The sequence below is a fragment of the Pseudomonas sp. ArH3a genome (assembly GCF_022648765.1).
GTDB lineage: Bacteria > Pseudomonadota > Gammaproteobacteria > Pseudomonadales > Pseudomonadaceae > Aquipseudomonas.
The window spans coordinates 1,658,411-1,678,138 of record NZ_CP080330.1; the positions used below are offsets into that span (position 1 = coordinate 1,658,411).

Consider the following 19,728-nt stretch of genomic DNA (forward strand, 5'->3'; position numbering starts at 1 on the left):
ATACCTGGAATAAAAGGTTATCTATTTGATTTATAAAGAGATTAACTTTTTGTTGTGGAAGAGTTGTGACTAGAAGGTCCGGCAAACCGAATAGGGCGGGGTATGCCGTTCGGAAAACCGAATAGCGGGAGCGCTATAAAAAAAGCCCCTGAACCTTACGGTGCAGGGGCTTTTTGTGAGGCTTGACTGTCAGGCCGCTTCAATCTTTGCGCGGTTCTGCTCAACCTTGGACAGGTAACGCTGCACGTTGTCCTGTTCCTCTGGGGTGGTGAACAGGCCAAGTTTGGTACGGCGCCACAGCACGTCCTGCGGTTGCGTCGCCCACTCTTCGGTACACAGGTAATCGACTTCGCGGGTGTACAGGCCGCCACCGAGGTGGTCGCCCAAATCAGCCAGCGATTGCACGCCTTCCAGCAGGCGCCAGGTGCGGCTGCCGTAGGTGGTGGACCAGCGGCGGGCGATCTCGCTTGGCACCCAGTCGAACTTGGCGCGGATGGCTTCGGCCAATGCTTCTGGCGTGGTCATGTTTTCACCGCCAGGCAGGCTGGCTTTTGCCGTCCAGCTTGGGCGCATCTGCGTGAAGTACGGGGCCAGTTGGGCCATCGCCGACTCGGCGAGTTTGCGGTAGGTGGTCAGCTTGCCGCCGAACACCGACAGGATTGGCGCCTCGCCCGTGCCACCCGACAGCGACAGGGTGTAATCGCGAGTGATGGCCGACGGGTTGTCCGATTCGTCGTTGCACAGTGGGCGCACGCCGGAATAGGTGTGGACGATGTCGTCACGGCTCAGTTGCTTCTTGAAGTGGGCATTGACCACTTGGAGCATGTAGTCGGTTTCACCCTGGGTAATCGCCACTTTGGCCGGGTCGCCGGTGTATTCGCGGTCGGTGGTGCCGATGATGGTCAGGTGGTTCAGGTACGGAATGGTGAAGACGATGCGCTGGTCTTCGTTCTGCAGGATGTGCGCGTGGGCGCCTTCGTACAGTTTCGGCACGATCAGGTGGCTGCCCTGGATCAGGCGGATGCCGTAAGGCGAATCCAGCTTCAGGTCTTCCTTGATGAACTTGGCGACCCATGGGCCGGCCGCGTTCACCAGTGCCCGGGCGCGGATCGAGAACAGACTGCCATCGGCGCGTTCCATGTTCATTTCCCACATGCCGTTGCTGCGGTGCGCGCTGACGCAACGGGTCTGGGTGTGGATATGCGCACCTTTTTCGCGGGCGGCCATGGCGTTGAGTACCACCAGGCGGGCGTCGTCGACCCAGCAGTCGGAGTATTCGAAGCCTTTGGTGATTTCGCTTTTCAGCGGGCTGTCGGGGCCGAACTTGAGGCTTTTGGAGCCGGCGAGTTTTTCGCGCTTGCCCAAGTGGTCATACAGGAACAAGCCGGCGCGGATCATCCACGCCGGGCGCAGGTGCGGGCGGTGTGGCAACACGAAGCGCATCTGCTTGACGATGTGCGGGGCCTTGGCCAGCAGCACTTCACGTTCGGCCAGGGCTTCGCGCACCAGGCGGAATTCGTAATGTTCGAGGTAACGCAGGCCGCCGTGGATCAGCTTGCTGCTGGCGGAAGAGGTGTGGCTGGCCAGATCGTCCTTTTCGCAAAGGAATACCGACAAACCGCGCCCGGCTGCGTCTGCTGCAATGCCGACGCCATTGATCCCGCCACCGATTACGGCAACGTCATAGACTTCGGCAAGCGGTGGGGCAGGCAAGGTGGAAGGGTTCATCGGCAGGCCTCGCGAATTTTTCGTCTTGGAATTCGAACATTAATGTTCATTTGCGAAAATGGTAGCTGATAAACGCGCGCACAGCCACCCGACTTCGATTGAAAAAACTCATCGAAGGGCGGGAAAAGGAAAATTTGTGAACATGAGCCTGGGAAAGGCGCTAGAAATGTGGTGTCGGGTCCATCGCCATCGCGGGCAAGCCCGGCTCCCACAGTTGAAACCATTCCAATGTGGGAACTCGGTCAAATGTGGGAGCGGGCTTGCCCGCGATGGCGGCGGAGCAGGCGCTAAACTACTTCCAGCCTGACCTTATGCTCATTCAACAACTGCACCAGCGCCGGCACCGGCTGCTGATCCGTCACTAAACAGTCCACCAGACTGATCGGCCCCAAGCGAATCATGGCATTGCGCCCGAATTTGCTTGAGTCCGCCGCCAGGATCACTTTGCGCGCATTGGCAATAATCGCCTGGGAAACCCGCACTTCCTGATAATCAAAGTCGAGCAAACTGCCGTCTTCATCGATACCGCTGATGCCCACCAGCGCAAAGTCGACCTTGAACTGGTTGATAAAGTCGACACTCGCCTGGCCGACCACACCGCCATCACGGCGCACGTTACCGCCGGTCAACAGCACATCGAAGTCGTCCTTGGCACTGAGCATGGTGGCGACGTTGAGGTTGTTGGTGATGATTTTCAGGTGATTGTGGTTAAGCAACGCGCGCGCGATGGACTCGGTGGTGGTGCCGATATTGATAAACAGCGAGGCGTGATCAGGGATTTGCGCGGCAATGGCTTCGCCGATGCGTTGTTTCTCATCGCGCATCTGGTCGGCACGCATGGCGTACGCGGTGTTCTCGACACTGGAGTCATAGGCCGCGCCGCCGTGGTAGCGGCGCAGCAGATTGGCGTCCGCCAGCTGATTGATATCGCGGCGGATGGTTTGCGGGGTGACAACGAATAGCTGCGCCATCTCCTCGATACTGACGTAGCCGCGTTCGCGGACCAGTTCGAGGATTTGTTGCTGGCGGGGAGGCAGATTCATGGGGCGTCCTTTGGGCTGCCGTACAAAAGTGGCCCATGATGACGCAGCAAGCGGCTCCCCGCCAGTTACAACCCTATGTGGGTCCGGCGCTTGGCTTATTCAGCGCCTTCGTGCGGTTCCCAATCTCGGGTGCGGCTCACCGCTTTCTGCCAGCCGGCATAGAGTTTCTCTTTGGTGGCTTCATCCAGCGTAGGTTCGAATTCGCGCTCGATCACCGCCTTGCCGCGCAATTCGTCCAGGCTGCCCCAGAAACCACAGGCCAGGCCTGCCAGGTAAGCCGCGCCGAGTGCGGTGGTCTCGCGCATTTGCGGGCGCTCGACCTGGGTGCCGAGGATGTCGGCCTGGAACTGCATCAGGAAGTTGTTGGCGACCGCGCCGCCGTCCACGCGCAGGGCTTTGAGGCGTTCGCCCGAGTCCTGTTGCATGGCGTCCAATACGTCGCGAGTCTGGAAGGCAATCGACTCCAGGGCTGCACGAATAATGTGATCCACGCGTACGCCACGGGTCAGGCCGAACAGCGCGCCACGGGCATACGGGTCCCAATACGGAGCGCCTAGGCCGGTGAAGGCGGGCACCAGGTACACACCGTTGCTGTCCTTGACCTTGCCGGCGAAGTATTCAGTGTCGGTGGCGTCGGCGATGATCTTCAGCTCGTCACGCAGCCACTGCACAGTGGAGCCACCGTTGAACACGGCGCCTTCCAGGGCGTAGGCCACTTCGCCGCGTGGGCCGCAAGCGATGGTCGTCAGCATGCCGTGTTTGGATTTGACCGCTTTGTCGCCGGTGTTCATCAGCAGGAAGCAGCCGGTGCCGTAAGTGTTCTTGGCCTGACCGGCTTCTACGCACATTTGGCCGAACAGCGCCGCTTGCTGGTCACCGGCGATGCCGCCGATAGCGATGCCGCTTTTGGTGCGGCCGTAGATTTCCGAGGAGGACTTCACTTCTGGCAGCATTTCGCGCGGTACGTCGAGAATCTCCAGCATCTTCGCATCCCACTCCAGCGTGTGGATGTTGAAGAGCATGGTGCGCGAGGCATTGGTGTAGTCGGTGACGTGGGTTTTGCCGCCGGTAAATTTCCAGATCAGCCAGCTGTCGATGGTGCCGAACAGCAGCTCGCCATTGCGTGCACGCTCGCGGCTGCCTTCGACGTTGTCGAGGATCCACTTGAGCTTGGTGCCAGAGAAGTACGGGTCGGTGACCAGGCCGGTGGTGTCGTTGATGTATTGCTCGTGGCCGTCGCGCTTGAGCTGCTGGCAGATCTCGGTGCTGCGGCGGCACTGCCAGACGATCGCGTTGTAGATCGGGCGGCCGGTGATTTTGTCCCAAACCACGGTGGTTTCACGCTGGTTGGTGATACCGATGGCGGCGACCTGGTCATGGTGCAGGCCGGCTTGTGCCAGGGCCTCGACCATCACCGCGCTCTGGGTGGCGAAAATTTCCATCGGGTCATGTTCGACCCAGCCGGCTTGCGGGTAATGCTGGGTGAATTCGCGCTGCGCGGTGCAGACCACGTTGGCGTCACGGTCAAAAATGATCGCCCGCGAACTGGTGGTGCCCTGATCAAGGGCAATGATGTAGTTCTTATTCTGAATGTCGGTCATGTCGATTGCCTTAGACGAAAAATAAGGAAGTAAGGAATCAGCCTGGGCCGCAAAGGGGCAGTGCGGACCAGGCCGGCGCTATCAGGAAATACGCGTCTTGCCGTTGACAGCCGTGTCAGGTGTTTCATCTATAGCAGGTGCGGCGCTCGGAAGATGACGGGCAATCAGCCCGCGATAGGCCGCGGCACCAAGGCACGCACCGACAATCGGCGCGAAAATCGGAATCAGGAAGTAAGGAATATCGCGACCGCCGGTAAAGGCCATTTCACCCCAGCCAGCGAAAAAGGTCATCAGCTTGGGTCCAAAATCCCGTGCCGGGTTCATCGCAAAGCCGGTCAGCGGGCCCATGGCGCTGCCGATCACGGCGATCAACAGGCCAATCAGCAGCGGGGCCAACGGGCCGCGTGGCAGGCCATTGTTATCGTCGGTGAGGGCCATGATCACGCCCATCAAGATGGCGGTGATGACCATTTCCACCAAGAACGCCTGGGCTGTGCTCAGCAGGGCATGGGGGTAGGTGGAGAACACCGACGCTAACTCCAGGCTGGCCTGGGAGCCGCGCACCATATGGTGGGTTTGTTCGTAATCGAAAAAGAGGTTGCTGTACAGCGTGTACACCAGCGCGGCGGAGCAGAAGGCGCCGGCGACTTGGGCGAGGATATAGAACGGCAGTTTGCGCTTGTCGAAATCGGCAAAGATGCACAGGGCGATACTCACCGCCGGGTTGAGGTGAGCCCCGGAAATACCGGCGCTCAGGTAGATCGCCATGCTCACGCCGATCCCCCAGATGATACTGATTTCCCACAGCCCAAAGCTGGCACCCGCGACCTTGAGCGCAGCGACACATCCTGTACCGAAGAAGATCAGAAGCGCAGTCCCCAGGAATTCGGCCATGCATTGGCTCGAAAGTGAAGGCTGTTGAAGAGCAGTTGTCATGGAAAACCTCGATTGTTGTTCTTGTTTGGCGCGCAGCCTCAACGGGCTGTTGCGCGATTTTCACCGTGGCGTGGATCCCCATCCAAGACACGGCTTACTGCTGGAGTACCGCAGGTGCTATTCCTACAGTATTCGGAAACGAAAAAATATAGACAAGAATGACGGCTGTCAAAGGTCGAAAGTGAACCGGCGGTCATTTTCAAACTATTAGTCTCATGAATGATCACGCTTGCCTCAACCTGCACGCGTTGCGCGAGGCGCGCACTAGAGCGTTTTGCTTGGGCTTGGCCTAGAATTGGCCCTCTGTTTGCCACGCCCGGAGTAGCCATGACCCCCGCACTGGACCTGTTGAAAAAAGTTCGCGCCGAACATCATATCCACAGTTACGAACATGACCCCAAGGCAGCGTCCTATGGCTTGGAGGCCGCGGAAAAGTTGGGGCTCGACCCAGCGCAGGTGTTCAAGACCTTGCTGGCCAGCAGTGAGAAGGGCGAATTGTTGGTGGCAGTGGTGCCGGTCGTCGGAAGTCTGGATTTAAAAGCGCTGGCCCATGCGGCCGGGGTGAAAAAAGTCGAGATGGCTGATCCCGCAGCGGCGCAGCGCTCCACCGGTTACCTGTTGGGCGGTATCAGCCCGCTGGGGCAAAAGAAGCGTTTGCGCACGTTTATCGACGAGACGGCGCAACCGTTCGCGACCATTTTTGTGAGTGCCGGGAGGAGGGGGTTGGAAGTTGAACTGCCGGCGGCGGTGCTGGCTGAGCATACGCAGGCTAAATTTGCGCCGATTGGTCGGGTGTGAAACTCGCATTTTGAATGCGACGAGATCTAATGTGGGAGCTGGCTTGCTTGCGATGGCATCACCTGGTTATGCCTGATACACCGAGGTGCCTGCATCGCAGGCAAGCCAGCTCCCACAGAAAAACAGAGCGCCACGGTGCTGGCAGCTAAACTCGGTCAATATTGTGGGAGCGGGCTTGCTCGCGAAGGCGGTGGGGCAGTTACACACGAGCTGGCTGACCCGCATTCGCGAGCAAGCCCGCTCCCACATTTTGATCTGGTTTCGTCAGTGGCTCAGCTAGCGGGGCTGTAACGGCGTACGCCGGAGTCGGATTTAGAAACCTGCGCCGCAACGCTGCCCGAGGCCTGAAACAACACCAAGTGTTCAGCCGCCACACGAATCCCCACATCGGCACCGACCTGATGATCAGCATGGCTGGGGAAAATCGACTCCAGCTGTGCACCGGTCGGCAGTTGCAGGCGGTACAAGGTCGAGGCGCCGAGGAAGGTCTTGCCGACGATCCGCGCTTTCAGTGCGCTGTCCGGCGCGTACACGATGTCATCCGGGCGCAGCAGCACATCCACCGCGCCACCGGTGGGCCAGGTGTAGGCACGATTGCCGCGCAGGTCGCCCAGTTCGGTGCTGACCGACTCCGGCGAACTCAGTTGGCCACGGATGAAATAACCCTGGCCGATAAAGCTGGCGACGTACGGCGTTTGCGGTTCGTGATAGAGGTTGTAGGGCGTGTCCCATTGCTCAAGACGGCCTTCTTTGAACACCCCTACGTGGTCACTCACAGCGAAGGCTTCTTCCTGGTCGTGGGTGACCAGAATCGCACTGGTGCCGCGCGCCTTGAGAATGTCGCGCACCTCGTGGCTGAGTTTGCGCCGCAGTTCACCGTCGAGGTTGGAGAACGGCTCATCCAGCAACAACAGTTGCGGTTCCGGCGCCAGGGCGCGGGCGAGGGCGACGCGTTGTTGCTGACCACCGGAAAGCTCGTGGGGGAAACGCTTGCCCAGGTTCTTCAGGTTGACCAACTCCAGCAATTCGGCGACCACGCGGTCTTTTTGCGGGTGCTTGCGAATGCCGAAAGCGATGTTGTCGGCCACGCTCAGGTGTGGGAACAGAGCGTAGTCCTGGAACACCATGCCGATCCGGCGTTTCTCCGGCGCGAGCGTGAACCCAGCGCTGGAGATCACTTCCCCGGCCAGGCTGATTTCACCTTCGTGCACCGGTTCAAACCCGGCAATCGCGCGCAAAGTGGTGGTTTTACCGCAACCTGAGGAGCCGAGCAGGCAGCCGATGTCGCCAGCGTTGAGGTGCAGGTTGAGGTTCTGCACCACGCGTTGATCTTGATAGCCGCATGCCAGATTGCGCAGGTTCAGCAGTAATGGCTGGCTCATGCGTGGTGGTACGACGGCGGGACGAGGAATTCGAGCAGTGCCTTTTGCGCGTGCAGGCGGTTTTCGGCTTGGTCCCAGGCCACCGAGCGCTCATCGTCGAGCAGGTCTAGGCTGATTTCCTCGCCACGGTGGGCAGGCAGGCAGTGCATGAACAGCACGTCCGGCGCGGCCAGGTCGAGCAGGGCGCGGGTCACTTGGAATGGCGCGAACAAGGCCAGGCGCTTGGCGGTTTCTTCTTCCTGGCCCATGGAGGTCCAGACGTCGGTGCTCACCAGGTGCGCGCCGACCGCCGCGTCACGCGGGTCGCGCACCACGGTGACTCGGTCGCCGGCCTGTTCCAGGAAGCGCGCATCAGGCTCGTAGCCTTCCGGGCACGCAACGCGCAGGTGGAAGTCGAACTGGATCGCCGCTTCTATATAGCTGTTGCACATGTTGTTGCCGTCGCCGATCCAGGCCACGGTCTTGCCTTGGATCGAGCCACGGTGCTCAAGAAAGGTTTGCATGTCGGCCAGCAACTGGCAGGGGTGCAGGTCATCGGACAGGCCGTTGATCACCGGAACCCGGGAGTTCTCGGAAAATTCGGTCACGGTGCTGTGGGCAAAGGTACGGATCATGACCGCATCGAGCATGCGCGACATTACGCGGGCGCTGTCTGCGATCGGCTCGCCACGGCCCAGTTGGGTGTCGCGCGAGGACAGGAAGATGGCTTGGCCACCCAGCTGGATCATGCCGGCTTCGAACGACACGCGGGTGCGCGTCGACGACTTCTCGAAAATCATCCCGAGTACACGGTTTTTCAAAGGCTCAAACAGTACGCCGCGGTTACGCAGGTCTTTAAGCTCAATGCCTCGACGGATCACGCTGACCAGCTCTTCGGGCGTGCAATCCATCAGGGAGAGAAAGTGCCTTGCGCTCATCATTAACTACCTTTTTGCAACAGACCGCAGATACTCAAAGCCTTGTTTATTGTGACAACGGGCGAGACCTGCGGCGAAAGCCGCACGGGGCGACGAAATAGGGGAAGGCGCGATCTTATAATTAAATGTCGCGTCTTACCAATAGGGCTACGGTTTTTAAGGGTGTTCATGCAGGGCGCGAGAGCGCTTTTGAAGACTGATTCCTGACAGCAGCGGCCCATTTGTACACTGGCGCCGAGACCTTTTGCAATCTGTGGAGGCGGGCTCAGGCCAGGCTACGTCGGTTTCAGCGGCTGTTCGAAGGTTTCTGAAACATTTGCTCACGCTTAGCCATGTCCTGGCCTGATGCTTGTCGATTCACAGCACTGACGTTGCTGGCACCCGCACCAGTCGCGGCCCATAGTGATGCCAAAGCCCAATAAAGAGACTGGCCATGACCAAGACTCTCCACCACCGTGCCTGCCATCTGTGTGAAGCCATCTGCGGCCTCACCCTGGAAACCACCCAGGCCGACGACGGCAGCCTGGCGATCACCTCGATCAAGGGCGACCCATTGGATACCTTCAGCCGTGGGCACATCTGCCCCAAGGCCGTGGCGCTGCAGGATATCCAGAATGACCCGGACCGCCTGCACCAGCCCATGTTGCGGGTGGGCAGTGAATGGCAGCCGATCCCGTGGGATGAGGCTTTCACGCTGGTCGCCGAGCGGCTGGCGGGCATTCAGGCCCGCCATGGGCAAAACGCGGTGGCGGTGTACCAAGGCAATCCCAGTGTGCACAACTATGGGCTGATGACCCACAGCAATTACTTCCTTGGCCAGCTCAAGACACGCAATCGGTTTTCCGCGACCTCGGTGGACCAGTTGCCCCATCACCTCACCAGCCACTTGATGTACGGCCACGGCCTGTTGCTGCCGATCCCGGATATCGATCACACCGACTTCATGCTGATCCTGGGCGGCAACCCGCTGGCGTCCAACGGCAGCATCATGACCGTGCCCGATGTGGAGAAGCGCCTCAAGGCCATCCAGGCGCGGGGCGGCAAAGTGGTGGTGGTCGATCCACGGCGCAGCGAAACGGCGGCGATAGCTGATCAGCATCTGTTCGTGCGGCCCGGTGGCGATGCGGCGCTGCTGTTCGGGCTGCTCAACACCTTGTTTACCGAGAACCTGACGCGTGAGAGCCATTTGCCGGTTGAAGGCCTTGAGGACGTGCGCCGCGCGATCGCCGGGTTCACCGCTGAGGCCATGAGCCGCCAATGTGCAGTGCCTGCCGAGCAGATCCGCCAGTTGGCGCGGGACTTTGCTGCGGCGGACAAGGCCGTGTGTTACGGGCGCATGGGCGTATCGACCCAGGCGTTTGGCACCTTGTGTCATTGGCTGGTGCAACTGATCAACCTGGTGACGGGTAACCTCGACCGAGTGGGCGGTGCACTGTGCACCAGCCCGGCGGTGGATCTGGTGGCCTCCACCGGAGGCGGGCATTTCAATCGCTGGCAGAGTCGTGTGTCCGGGCGCCCGGAATATGGCGGCGAGTTGCCGGTGTCAGCCTTGGCGGAAGAAATGCTCACCGAAGGCGAAGGGCAGATCCGCGCCTTGGTGACTGTGGCCGGCAACCCGGTGTTGTCGACGCCTAATGGTCGGCAGTTGGAACAAGCCTTGGACGGATTGGAGTTCATGGTCAGCATCGACCTCTATATCAACGAGACCACGCGCTACGCCGACCTGATCCTGCCGTCCACGTCGGCGCTGGAAAACGACCACTACGACACCACCTTCAATATGTTCGCCGTGCGTAACGTCACCCGCTTCAACCGCGCGATCCTGCCTAAGCCTGCGGGCGCGCTGCACGACTGGGAGATCTTTGTCGGCCTGGCCAAGGCCTTTGCGGCGCAGACGGGCGTGGCGCTTAAACCGACCATGGCACCGGCGCAGATGATCGACTTCGGGTTGCGCGCGGGGGCTTACGGTGATGCCTCTGATCACAAATTGTCGGTGGCAATGCTGGCGGATCATCCCCATGGCGTGGACTTGGGCCCGCTTAAGCCCAACCTTGCCGCGCGCATGAAAACCGTCAGCGGCCAGGTGCAGGCGGCGCCTGCAGTCATACTCGCTGACTTGGCGCGCTTCGCCTCGCAACCTGGGCCTGAGGTGGATGAGCTGCTGCTGATCGGCCGCCGCCATGTGCGCAGCAACAACTCGTGGATGCATAACTATCACCGCCTGGTGAAGGGCAAGCCGCGCCATCAGCTGCATATGCACCCCGATGACCTGGCCAGCCGGCAGTTGAGTGATGGGCAGCGCGTGCGCGTGAGCTCGCGCATCGGCATGATCGAAGTGGAAGTGGTGGCCAGCCTGGACATGATGCGCGGCGTGGTCAGCCTGCCTCATGGCTGGGGCCACGGGCGCCCGGGCGTGCAGATGACGATTGCCAGCGGGCAGCCGGGGGCGAGTGCCAATGACCTCACCGACGAGCGGCAGTTGGACGAGTTATCCGGCAACGCCGCGTTGAACGGCGTGCCGGTGCAGGTAGCCGCTGCCTAAGGAGCCCGACCACCGGGCTGGAATTTTGCGTTACAATGCGCCACCGTGCCGACCTGTGAGTCGCAAAGTTCCAGCCGAGGTGTTCCATGGATATCATCGAAACGATCAAAGAGCAGATTGCCAACAACACCATTCTGCTTTACATGAAGGGCGCGCCAAACGCTCCTCAGTGCGGTTTCTCCGCGAAGGCTTCCCAGGCCATCATGGCGTGTGGCGAGAAGTTCGCTTACGTGGATATCCTGCAAAACCCTGAAATCCGCGCCAACCTGCCGAAGTACGCCAACTGGCCAACCTTCCCACAACTGTGGGTAGCGGGTGAGCTGGTCGGCGGCAGCGACATCATCACTGAGATGGCTGCGGATGGTTCGTTGCAAGCGTTGATCAAAGAAGCAGCGGTAAACGCGGCAGCTAAGACTGACGCTTGATCCTGTGTAGAGTCGGCCTGCAATAAAAAGCCCCGCTTCTCGAAAGAGAGCGGGGCTTTTTTGTACCCGGTAGAACTACGGGTTATTCACCCATCTGCGATTGCAGGTAGTTTTCCAGGCTGACTTTGTCGATCAGGCCCAGCTGGGTTTCCAGCCAGTCGATGTGTTCTTCCTGGTCTTCCAGGATATCTTCCAGCAGTTCACGGCTGCCGAAGTCGCCCTTGGTTTCGCAGTGAGCAATGGCGGCCTTGAGGTCGCTGTGGCTCTTCTGTTCGAACTTCAGGTCGCTGCTGATCATTTCCTGGGTGTGCTCGCCGATGTTCAGCTTGCCCAGGTCCTGCACGTTCGGCAGGCCTTCCAGGAACAGGATGCGCTTGATCAGCGCGTCTGCGTCCTTCATCGCCTTGATCGATTCTTTGTACTCACGCTTACCGAGCTTTTCCAGGCCCCAATCGTCATACATGCGTGCATGCAGAAAGTACTGATTGATCGCGACCAGTTCATTGGCAAGGATTTTGTTGAGTTGCTGGATGACTGAGATGTCGCCTTTCATGACTGGGGTCCTGCCCTGTAATAGCTGTGTATAGGGCGGAGTTTGAGCGGCGAAAACGCTAGTGTCAAACCTAAGTTATTGAATAATAAATGAAAATTAATCGGAATAAGAATGTTTGTGTTCCGCGTCTTGGCGCTAACTAATTGAATTGCAGGCATAAAAAAACCGGACGCTAAGTCCGGTTCTTCAAAACACGCCTATTTAAGCGTGCGTAAATTCTGCTGAGTAGGGGAGCGCGGCCTGGGCTGTTTGCAGCTGCGTCAGGGTTTCCCGTACCACTTGCTTGGCGAGGCAAGCACATTTACCACACTGGCTGGCAACGCCGGTGGTTTCACGTACTTCCTTGTAGCTGCAGCAACCTTCATAGATTGCTTCGCGGATTTGTCCGTCGGTGACGCCAGTGCAGAGGCAGACATACATAAGGGAGAACCATCGCGGGTTTAAGGCTTAAGTGCGATGGATCTTAATGTTAACGAGAATGATTGTCAAAGTAGATTCGTAGGGTATTGCTGGGTGCTGCCGGCGCGCTGACGAACGGTTTTTTCAGTGTATGATGGTCGGTCTTCACGAAGCGTGACTGCGTCACAGGGCTGTCGCTTATCTGCGCCAGACTTGGGCCGGTCCTTTTACTTCAATCGTCACCCCCTACATCAGGAGATAACCAATGAGCGTACTCGTCGGCAAACAAGCCCCGGATTTCGACGTACCAGCTGTCCTTGGCAATGGCGAAATCGTAGACAGCTTCAAACTGTCTGAAGCCATCAAAGGCAAATACGGCCTGGTGTTTTTCTACCCGCTGGACTTCACCTTCGTCTGCCCTTCGGAGCTGATCGCTCTGGACCACCGCATGGACGATTTCAAGGCGCGCAACGTTGAAGTGGTCGCCGTTTCTATCGACTCCCATTTCACCCACAACGCCTGGCGCAACACCGCCATCAATGATGGCGGCATCGGCAAAGTCAAATACACCATGGCTGCCGACATGAAGCACGACATCGCCAAGGCCTACGACGTTGAGTCCGAAGGCGGCGTGGCCTTCCGTGGCGCGTTCCTGATCGACGACAAGGGCGTTGTGCGCTCGCAGATCATCAACGACCTGCCGCTGGGCCGTAACATGGAAGAGCTGATCCGTCTGGTTGACGCCCTGCAATTCCACGAAGAGCACGGCGAAGTCTGCCCTGCCAACTGGAAAAAAGGCGACAAAGGCATGAACGCTTCGCCAGAAGGCGTTGCGGCTTACCTGACCGAGAACGCTGGCAAGCTGTAAGCCACGTTCGAAGCAAAAAAAACCGGCCTGAGATGGCCGGTTTTTTTATGCGTGGGATAAAACCCTGTGGCGAGCGGGCTCACCACAAAGCCTGCCCAGACCTCAGTCGTTGAAATCTTCCCAGCCGCCCATCTGCTTCCACCGGTTGACGATGCCGCAGAACAGCTCGGCAGTCTTCTCGGTGTCGTAGCGAGCCGAGTGAGCCTCACGGCCGTCAAAGTCGATACCGGCTGCCTGGCAGGCTTTCGCCAACACGGTCTGGCCATACGCCAAGCCTGCGAGGGTCGCCGTGTCGAAGCTGGAGAACGGGTGAAACGGGTTACGCTTCATGTCCAGCCGCGTCACGGCGGCATTCAGGAAGCCCAGGTCGAAGCTGCTGTTGTGGCCGACCAGGATCGCGCGTTTGCAGCCATTGGCCTTCAACGCCTTGCGCACGCCACGGAAGATATCGGTCAGCGCCGCTTCTTCACTCACCGCCATACGCAGCGGGTGATCGAGCTTGATACCGGTGAATTCCAAAGCGGCTGCTTCGATGTTCGCGCCTTCAAACGGCTCGACGCGGAAGAAGTGGGTGTGCTCCGGGAACACAAAACCCTGTTCATCCATGCCGATGGTGGTCGCGGCAATTTCCAGCAAGGCGTCGGTGGCGCAGTTGAAACCACCGGTTTCTACGTCGATGACAACCGGCAGATAGCCGCGAAACCGCTCGGCCATTGGGTGACGGGAACCGCCACCACTGTGCTCGTGTTCGTCATCGTAATGGTCTTCACTCACTTGCTTTCCTCCAGCAGGCGCCAGCGCAGTGTTTCACCGGCGCGCAGCGGGATAACAGTCAGCTCGCCAAACGGCAGGCTGGCAGGGGCGGTCCAGTCTTCACGAACCAGGGTAATGCGGTCGGTATTCGCCGGCAGGCCGTAGAAACGCGGGCCATTGAGGCTGGCGAAGCCTTCGAGTTTGTCCAGGGCATTGCGCGCCTCGAACGCTTCGGCGTACAGCTCGATCGCCGCATAAGCGGTGTAGCAACCGGCACAGCCACACGCGGCTTCTTTGGCGTGTTGGGCGTGGGGCGCGGAATCGGTGCCGAGGAAGAATTTCGGGCTGCCGCTGGTGGCGGCATCCAGCAAGGCCACTTGGTGGGTGTTGCGCTTGAGGATCGGCAGGCAATAGAAGTGCGGCCGAATCCCGCCCACCAGCATGTGGTTGCGGTTGTAGAGCAAATGATGCGCGGTGATGGTCGCACCGACGTTGGCCGAAGCCTCGGTGACAAACTGCACGGCGTCAGCGGTGGTGATGTGTTCGAACACCACTTTGAGCGTCGGGAACAGTTCGACCACACGGCGCATGTGCTCGTCGATGAAGATTTTTTCGCGATCAAACACGTCCACATCGCCACGGGTGACTTCCCCGTGGATCAGCAGCGGCATGCCGACTTCAGCCATGGCTTCGATCGCCGGCAGGATCTTGTCGATACTGGTCACGCCGGAGTCGGAGTTGGTGGTCGCGCCCGCCGGGTACAGCTTGGCGGCGTGCACGAAACCGGTGGCCTTGGCCTGGCGAATTTCTTCAGGCTGGGTGCGGTCGGTGAGGTAGAGCACCATCAACGGTTCGAAGCGGCTGCCGGCCGGCCGTGCAGCGAGGATGCGCTGGCGATAGGCGTCGGCCTCAGCGGCATTACGCACCGGAGGTACCAGGTTAGGCATGATAATCGCGCGGCCAAACGTGCGCGCTACATCGGCCACGGTTTGGGGTAACGCAGCACCATCGCGAAGATGAATATGCCAGTCGTCGGGACGCAGCAGGGTCAGGCGGTCGGACATTGGGGATTCCAGGCGGGTCAATCTGGTGGGAATGCTACCGGAAAAGACTCTTGCAGGCACTCGCTATCAAGTTTTGCAGCAGGTGTCCGATATCCCTGAGTATGCCTTAACGACGTATGACGCTTTGAAGTGTTGTAGAAACCAGTGGAGCCGCCCGTGCGCCAGCATTATCTAGCCCTGCTCAGTGTGTTCGCCAGCCTGCCTGCGATGGCACTCACATTCCAGACACGCCTGGAGAACATTGAGTGGAAGGTGGAAGGTGACCAATTCGAGTGCCGCCTGACCCAGCCGATCACCGATTTCGGCTCGGGTGAGTTCGTGCGTCGGGCCGGCGAGCAGGCGACCTTTCGCCTGAAAGCCTACAACGGCTCCCTGGGCGCGGGCTCGGCAACCTTATTGGCTGCCGCTGCGCCCTGGCAGCCGGGCCGCGGTGATATCAACCTCGGCGCCGTGCGTGCCGGCAGTGGCGATGTACTCTTCAACAGCTCCCAGGCCCAGGCCGGGCGGTTGTTCACGGGGTTGCTGGAAGGGCGCAGCCCCACCGTGCGGCATTACGGGCGCGAAGGCGGCTACTCGGAAATCCGTCTGTTGCCGGTAAAATTCAACAAGGCTTACAACGACTATCAAGTGTGTACCACCAAGCTGTTGCCGATGAATTACGATCAGGTCAAGCAGACCGAAGTCGGCTTCCCCGGCGGTGGAATTGAGCTGGACGCGGCCGCCAAGAAGAGGCTGGACGTGATTCTTGCGTTCATGAAAGCCGACCCCACGGTCAACCACGTCGAGTTGAATGGCCATTCGGACAACAGCGGCAACCGCCTGACTAACCGTGATGTTTCAAGGCGTCGTGCGCTGGCGGTCATGGACTACTTCAAGGCCAACGGCATCCAGGAATCGCAGATCACGATGCGGTTCCACGGTGAAAGTTACCCACTGGCGCCCAACACCAATGCCGCCAACCGCGCGCGCAACCGTCGCGTGAATATTCAGCTCGAACGCGTGGCAGCCCCCGAGAAACCGGCGCCGCAGGCCACGGGCCCGAGTAACCCCGCACACACGTCATAAAGTGCAGCCATAAGGTGCGACCATCGGTCGCCCGTTCGACATAATCTGTCGCTTTATCTTCATTTGCTGTCGCGCCTCTGTAAATTCACGGTTTTGGTCGGTAGAATCGACGGCTTTCCGTACAACCCCGTGGAGTGATGGCATGGCCGACGTAAACAAGGTCGTTCTCGCGTATTCCGGCGGCCTGGACACTTCGGTGATCCTCAAGTGGCTGCAGGATACTTATAACTGTGAAGTGGTGACCTTCACCGCTGACCTGGGTCAGGGCGAAGAGGTCGAACCTGCACGTGCCAAGGCGCAAGCCATGGGCGTGAAAGAGATCTACATTGACGACCTGCGCGAAGAATTCGTCCGCGATTTCGTCTTCCCGATGTTTCGCGCCAACACCGTCTACGAAGGCGAGTACCTGCTGGGTACTTCCATCGCGCGTCCGCTGATCGCCAAACGCTTGATCGAAATCGCCAACGAAACCGGCGCCGACGCCATTTCCCATGGCGCTACCGGCAAGGGTAACGACCAGGTGCGTTTCGAGCTGGGTGCCTACGCACTCAAACCCGGCGTGAAAGTGATTGCCCCTTGGCGCGAATGGGACCTGCTGTCCCGTGAAAAGCTGATGGATTACGCTGAAAAGCACGCAATCCCGATCGAGCGTCACGGCAAGAAGAAGTCCCCGTACTCGATGGACGCCAACTTGCTGCACATCTCCTATGAAGGCGGCGTGCTGGAAGACACCTGGACCGAGCACGAAGAAGACATGTGGAAATGGACCGTCTCCCCGGAGAACGCGCCCGACAAACCACAGTACCTGGAACTGACCTACCGCAACGGCGACATCGTCGCGCTGGACGGCGTCGAAATGACCCCGGCCACCGTGCTGGCGACCCTGAACCGCATCGGTGGTGAACACGGTATCGGCCGTCTCGACATCGTTGAGAACCGTTACGTGGGCATGAAGTCCCGTGGCTGCTACGAAACCCCGGGCGGCACCATCATGCTGCGCGCTCACCGCGCCATCGAGTCCATCACCCTGGACCGCGAAGTGGCTCACCTCAAAGACGAGCTGATGCCTAAGTACGCCAGCCTGATCTACACCGGCTACTGGTGGAGCCCTGAGCGTCTGATGCTGCAACAGATGATCGATGCCTCCCAGGCCCACGTGAACGGCGTTGTGCGCCTGAAACTGTACAAGGGTAACGTGATCGTTACCGGTCGCAAGTCCGATGAGTCGCTGTTCGACGCCAACATCGCCACCTTCGAAGAAGATGGCGGCGCTTACAATCAGGCGGACGCAGCAGGCTTCATCAAGTTGAATGCCTTGCGTATGCGCATCGCTGCCAACAAGGGTCGTAAGCTGTTCTGAGTGACCTCTCGTTGTAAAAAGTGGCCCCTTGTTTAAGGGGCCATTTTTTTGCCTGCATATTCAACGCGCTAGCCGCACTACAACGCAGTGTTTAAAAGTTGTTTGGCAAATGTTTATCGGAGTTCAGATTGGAAGTTATTGGATTGTATTTTTGTTTTGGAATTTTGTTTTACGTGCATGAATGAATTTTTAACACCTGACATAGGAACTATGTCTTACAGAAGATTCACTATGTACCTGAGAATGGTATGCAAGATGATGAAAATTCTGTAGGAATTAAGGATGTTAGAAAATATGTTGGATGGAACTAAAAGAGTAGGAGTTTTCTCACCTGTTCATTCGCCTGGCAGCGGCACGCAATGGGTATTTCCTGAAAGTCATGTGCGTTACGTTTACCTTGCGTCTCAACGGCTGCGGATATTTCACTCAGAATATGTATGCCGCCGGAAAGGTCTGAAAGTCTCCGTAAAAGCGGACACGTCTGAGTTAGTGTTTTTTTGTAGGCCAATTCCTATATCGTTGTGGGTTGGGTCTCTGCTTGCTGTTGCTTGGGGTGGAACGGTATGCCAACTAGGAAACGACTAGGCTATTGTGCTTACTCTAAATAATTCGAACAGCGAAATTGGACTTTCTCATGAATAAAGTGCTGATCGTGGATGATCATCCCGTCATTCGTCTTGCTGTGCGCATGCTAATGGAGCGTCATGGTTATGAAGTCGTTGCCGAGACTGATAACGGCGTCGATGCGTTGCAACTTGCGCGCGAGCATGTGCCTGATATTGTCATACTGGATATCGGTATCCCCAAACTCGATGGCCTGGAAGTTATTTGCCGCCTGGCCTCTACCAAGCAGGCCACGCCTGTCAAGGTGTTGGTGCTGACGTCGCAGGCGCCCGGGCATTTTTCCATGCGCTGCATGCAAGCGGGGGCGGCTGGGTACGTGTGCAAGCAGCAGGACCTGACTGAGTTGTTGAGCGCCATCAAGGCGGTGCTCTCCGGCTACAGCTATTTCCCTAACCAGGCACTCAACTCCGTGCGCTCCACCATGGGTAACGCCAGTGAAGCGGATATGGTCGAGCGCTTGTCGGGTCGAGAGATGATGGTGTTGCAGCAACTGGCGCGTGGCAAAACCAACAAGGAGATCGCCGACGGCATGTTCCTGAGCAACAAGACGGTCAGTACCTATAAGACGCGTCTGCTACTCAAGCTCAATGCACGTTCGCTCGTGGATCTTATCGAGCTGGCCCAGCGCAACGGCCTCGTATAAGGAGGGCGTCGTCCCAGACGAGCTCGTACAACCGGCAAAAAAAAGCCTCCGTCAGGGAGGCTTCCGGTCGCCAACGGCTCGATCAGAGATCGAAGTCGTAATCGGCCAGCTGTTTTTGCAAGCGTCGCTCTTCCAGAAGGTTATCGATGGTGCGGCGTTTGCTTAAATTGGTCTTGGCCACCTCTGCAACGGGGGCTTCCCCGTCGTCATCCGCTTCAACGAGGTCGTCTTCTACATCCAGTTGTTCTTTGCCAGTGCTCATAAAGTTAACTCCAGGCTAAGACTGCCGTTGGCGCTCCTTATAACGATAATCCATGAAAGGGTAAAAAAGATTTTTTCAATCGACTGATCGAGAAAACCAATGAACCCTCAATCGTCGGATGTCTTGTCCTTGTATTCGCACAGGTCTTCGATGCGGCAGCTCCCGCAGCGAGGTTTGCGCGCCTGGCAAACGTAGCGCCCGTGAAGAATCAGCCAATGGTGGGAATCGAGCAAATACGGCTTGGGCACGAATTTCATCAGCTGCTTTTCCACCTCCACCACGTTTTTGCCGCGAGCAATACCGGTTCGGTTGCTGACGCGGAAAATATGCGTGTCCACCGCCATGGTCAGCTGCCGAAACGCGGTGTTGAGCACCACGTTAGCGGTTTTACGGCCTACGCCGGGGAGGGCTTCCAGGGCTTCGCGGGTTTGTGGCACCTCGCTGCCGTGCAACTCCACGAGCAGGCGGCAGGTCTCGATGACATTCTTGGCCTTGCTGTTGTATAGGCCGATGGTCTTGATGTATTCGGACAACCCGGCCACGCCCAAGGCATAGATGGCCTCTGGCGTATTGGCTACTGGATACAGTTTGGCCGTGGCCTTGTTGACGCCAACGTCCGTGGATTGGGCCGACAGAATCACCGCAATCAGCAACTCGAACGGCGAGGAGTAAGCCAGCTCGGTCTTGGGTTCTGGATTGTCTTCGTGAAACCTGCGGAAAATTTCCAGGCGTTTTGCGGCGTTCATGGGGCAGGCATTTCCTTGC

General features: G+C 58.6%; 19 protein-coding genes. 7 read left to right on the forward strand and 12 right to left on the reverse strand.

All coding sequences use genetic code 11. From position 1 onward, the window contains the following. Positions 1-189: 189 nt before the first annotated feature. The 4 genes from glpD to K0P33_RS07395 form a co-directional block, all read right to left on the reverse strand. Positions 190-1,728 (reverse strand): glycerol-3-phosphate dehydrogenase, encoded by a 1,539-nt coding sequence (gene glpD, locus K0P33_RS07380; RefSeq protein WP_242154671.1) that lies wholly within the window; start codon positions 1,726-1,728, stop codon positions 190-192. Between the two features lie 287 nt (positions 1,729-2,015). Continuing rightward, entirely contained in the window at positions 2,016-2,771 is a 756-nt protein-coding gene (locus tag K0P33_RS07385) for a DeoR/GlpR family transcriptional regulator (protein WP_049709759.1), read from the reverse strand. Positions 2,772-2,866: 95 nt separating this feature from the next. Then, positions 2,867-4,372, reverse strand: coding sequence for a glycerol kinase GlpK (glpK, locus tag K0P33_RS07390; protein ID WP_094953449.1), 1,506 nt, complete (start codon positions 4,370-4,372; stop codon positions 2,867-2,869). 81 nt (positions 4,373-4,453) lie between these two features. After that, positions 4,454-5,308 (reverse strand): MIP/aquaporin family protein, encoded by an 855-nt coding sequence (locus K0P33_RS07395; protein WP_094953448.1) that lies wholly within the window; start codon positions 5,306-5,308, stop codon positions 4,454-4,456. 327 nt (positions 5,309-5,635) lie between these two features. On the opposite strand from K0P33_RS07395, the gene ybaK reads away from it, so the two are divergent. Continuing rightward, positions 5,636-6,106, forward strand: a complete 471-nt coding sequence (ybaK, locus tag K0P33_RS07400) for a Cys-tRNA(Pro) deacylase (protein WP_094953447.1) — start codon at positions 5,636-5,638, stop codon at positions 6,104-6,106. Between the two features lie 272 nt (positions 6,107-6,378). Here ybaK and K0P33_RS07405 read toward each other — a convergent pair whose 3' ends face one another. Next, on the reverse strand, positions 6,379-7,488 hold the full coding sequence (locus tag K0P33_RS07405) for an ABC transporter ATP-binding protein (protein WP_094952844.1): 1,110 nt from the start codon (positions 7,486-7,488) through the stop codon (positions 6,379-6,381). Then, a complete protein-coding gene (argF, locus tag K0P33_RS07410) occupies positions 7,485-8,405 on the reverse strand; it encodes an ornithine carbamoyltransferase (protein ID WP_242154673.1) in 921 nt (306 codons plus the stop codon). Before argF ends, K0P33_RS07405 begins: the two co-directional genes overlap by 4 nt. Before the next feature lie 433 nt (positions 8,406-8,838). On the opposite strand from argF, the gene K0P33_RS07415 reads away from it, so the two are divergent. Next, complete coding sequence (locus tag K0P33_RS07415) at positions 8,839-10,947, forward strand: molybdopterin oxidoreductase family protein (protein ID WP_094952846.1); 2,109 nt, start codon at positions 8,839-8,841, stop codon at positions 10,945-10,947. Positions 10,948-11,033: 86 nt separating this feature from the next. Beyond that, a complete protein-coding gene (grxD, locus tag K0P33_RS07420; protein WP_058421605.1) occupies positions 11,034-11,372 on the forward strand; it encodes a Grx4 family monothiol glutaredoxin in 339 nt (112 codons plus the stop codon). Positions 11,373-11,454: 82 nt separating this feature from the next. Here grxD and bfr read toward each other — a convergent pair whose 3' ends face one another. Continuing rightward, positions 11,455-11,925, reverse strand: coding sequence for a bacterioferritin (gene bfr, locus K0P33_RS07425; RefSeq protein WP_017738288.1), 471 nt, complete (start codon positions 11,923-11,925; stop codon positions 11,455-11,457). A gap of 201 nt (positions 11,926-12,126) precedes the next feature. Then, positions 12,127-12,345, reverse strand: coding sequence for a bacterioferritin-associated ferredoxin (locus tag K0P33_RS07430; protein WP_010564137.1), 219 nt, complete (start codon positions 12,343-12,345; stop codon positions 12,127-12,129). A 244-nt stretch (positions 12,346-12,589) separates the two neighbouring features. Between K0P33_RS07430 and K0P33_RS07435 the strand changes: the two genes are divergently transcribed. Continuing rightward, on the forward strand, positions 12,590-13,192 hold the full coding sequence (locus K0P33_RS07435) for a peroxiredoxin (RefSeq protein ID WP_003172097.1): 603 nt from the start codon (positions 12,590-12,592) through the stop codon (positions 13,190-13,192). A gap of 102 nt (positions 13,193-13,294) precedes the next feature. On the opposite strand, the gene rnt is transcribed toward K0P33_RS07435, so the two are convergent. Further along, a complete protein-coding gene (gene rnt, locus K0P33_RS07440; RefSeq protein WP_017137041.1) occupies positions 13,295-13,966 on the reverse strand; it encodes a ribonuclease T in 672 nt (223 codons plus the stop codon). Next, a complete protein-coding gene (pyrC, locus tag K0P33_RS07445) occupies positions 13,963-15,009 on the reverse strand; it encodes a dihydroorotase (RefSeq protein ID WP_094952847.1) in 1,047 nt (348 codons plus the stop codon). The genes rnt and pyrC overlap by 4 nt, the downstream gene beginning before the upstream one ends. Before the next feature lie 156 nt (positions 15,010-15,165). On the opposite strand from pyrC, the gene K0P33_RS07450 reads away from it, so the two are divergent. The 3 genes from K0P33_RS07450 to K0P33_RS07460 all read left to right on the forward strand — a co-directional run bounded on the left by K0P33_RS07450 (position 15,166) and on the right by K0P33_RS07460 (position 18,701). Continuing rightward, a complete protein-coding gene (locus K0P33_RS07450) occupies positions 15,166-16,074 on the forward strand; it encodes an OmpA family protein (protein ID WP_094952848.1) in 909 nt (302 codons plus the stop codon). Between the two features lie 142 nt (positions 16,075-16,216). Next, on the forward strand, positions 16,217-17,434 hold the full coding sequence (locus K0P33_RS07455; RefSeq protein ID WP_017738284.1) for an argininosuccinate synthase: 1,218 nt from the start codon (positions 16,217-16,219) through the stop codon (positions 17,432-17,434). Between the two features lie 634 nt (positions 17,435-18,068). Then, positions 18,069-18,701: a response regulator transcription factor gene (locus K0P33_RS07460; RefSeq protein ID WP_094952849.1), complete on the forward strand. Its 633-nt coding sequence runs from the start codon at positions 18,069-18,071 to the stop codon at positions 18,699-18,701. Positions 18,702-18,783: 82 nt separating this feature from the next. Here K0P33_RS07460 and K0P33_RS07465 read toward each other — a convergent pair whose 3' ends face one another. Together K0P33_RS07465 and nth are read right to left on the reverse strand one after the other, a co-directional pair. Continuing rightward, on the reverse strand, positions 18,784-18,963 hold the full coding sequence (locus tag K0P33_RS07465) for a hypothetical protein (protein WP_083359900.1): 180 nt from the start codon (positions 18,961-18,963) through the stop codon (positions 18,784-18,786). A gap of 107 nt (positions 18,964-19,070) precedes the next feature. Then, positions 19,071-19,709 carry an endonuclease III gene (nth, locus tag K0P33_RS07470; RefSeq protein WP_094952850.1) on the reverse strand — a complete coding sequence of 213 codons (639 nt, stop codon included), beginning with the start codon at positions 19,707-19,709 and terminating at the stop codon, positions 19,071-19,073. Positions 19,710-19,728 lie beyond the last annotated feature (19 nt).

Excerpts from the sequence above, each read along its gene's own strand:
- glpD (WP_242154671.1), bottom strand. The coding sequence starts at position 1,728 with ATGAACCCTTCCACCTTGCCTGCCCCACCGCTTGCCGAAGTCTATGAC.
- K0P33_RS07385 (WP_049709759.1), bottom strand. The coding sequence starts at position 2,771 with ATGAATCTGCCTCCCCGCCAGCAACAAATCCTCGAACTGGTCCGCGAA.
- glpK (WP_094953449.1), bottom strand. The coding sequence starts at position 4,372 with ATGACCGACATTCAGAATAAGAACTACATCATTGCCCTTGATCAGGGC.
- K0P33_RS07395 (WP_094953448.1), bottom strand. The coding sequence starts at position 5,308 with ATGACAACTGCTCTTCAACAGCCTTCACTTTCGAGCCAATGCATGGCC.
- ybaK (WP_094953447.1), top strand. The coding sequence starts at position 5,636 with ATGACCCCCGCACTGGACCTGTTGAAAAAAGTTCGCGCCGAACATCAT.
- K0P33_RS07405 (WP_094952844.1), bottom strand. The coding sequence starts at position 7,488 with ATGAGCCAGCCATTACTGCTGAACCTGCGCAATCTGGCATGCGGCTAT.
- argF (WP_242154673.1), bottom strand. The coding sequence starts at position 8,405 with ATGAGCGCAAGGCACTTTCTCTCCCTGATGGATTGCACGCCCGAAGAG.
- K0P33_RS07415 (WP_094952846.1), top strand. The coding sequence starts at position 8,839 with ATGACCAAGACTCTCCACCACCGTGCCTGCCATCTGTGTGAAGCCATC.
- grxD (WP_058421605.1), top strand. The coding sequence starts at position 11,034 with ATGGATATCATCGAAACGATCAAAGAGCAGATTGCCAACAACACCATT.
- bfr (WP_017738288.1), bottom strand. The coding sequence starts at position 11,925 with ATGAAAGGCGACATCTCAGTCATCCAGCAACTCAACAAAATCCTTGCC.
- K0P33_RS07430 (WP_010564137.1), bottom strand. The coding sequence starts at position 12,345 with ATGTATGTCTGCCTCTGCACTGGCGTCACCGACGGACAAATCCGCGAA.
- K0P33_RS07435 (WP_003172097.1), top strand. The coding sequence starts at position 12,590 with ATGAGCGTACTCGTCGGCAAACAAGCCCCGGATTTCGACGTACCAGCT.
- pyrC (WP_094952847.1), bottom strand. The coding sequence starts at position 15,009 with ATGTCCGACCGCCTGACCCTGCTGCGTCCCGACGACTGGCATATTCAT.
- K0P33_RS07455 (WP_017738284.1), top strand. The coding sequence starts at position 16,217 with ATGGCCGACGTAAACAAGGTCGTTCTCGCGTATTCCGGCGGCCTGGAC.
- K0P33_RS07460 (WP_094952849.1), top strand. The coding sequence starts at position 18,069 with ATGAATAAAGTGCTGATCGTGGATGATCATCCCGTCATTCGTCTTGCT.
- K0P33_RS07465 (WP_083359900.1), bottom strand. The coding sequence starts at position 18,963 with ATGAGCACTGGCAAAGAACAACTGGATGTAGAAGACGACCTCGTTGAA.
- nth (WP_094952850.1), bottom strand. The coding sequence starts at position 19,709 with ATGAACGCCGCAAAACGCCTGGAAATTTTCCGCAGGTTTCACGAAGAC.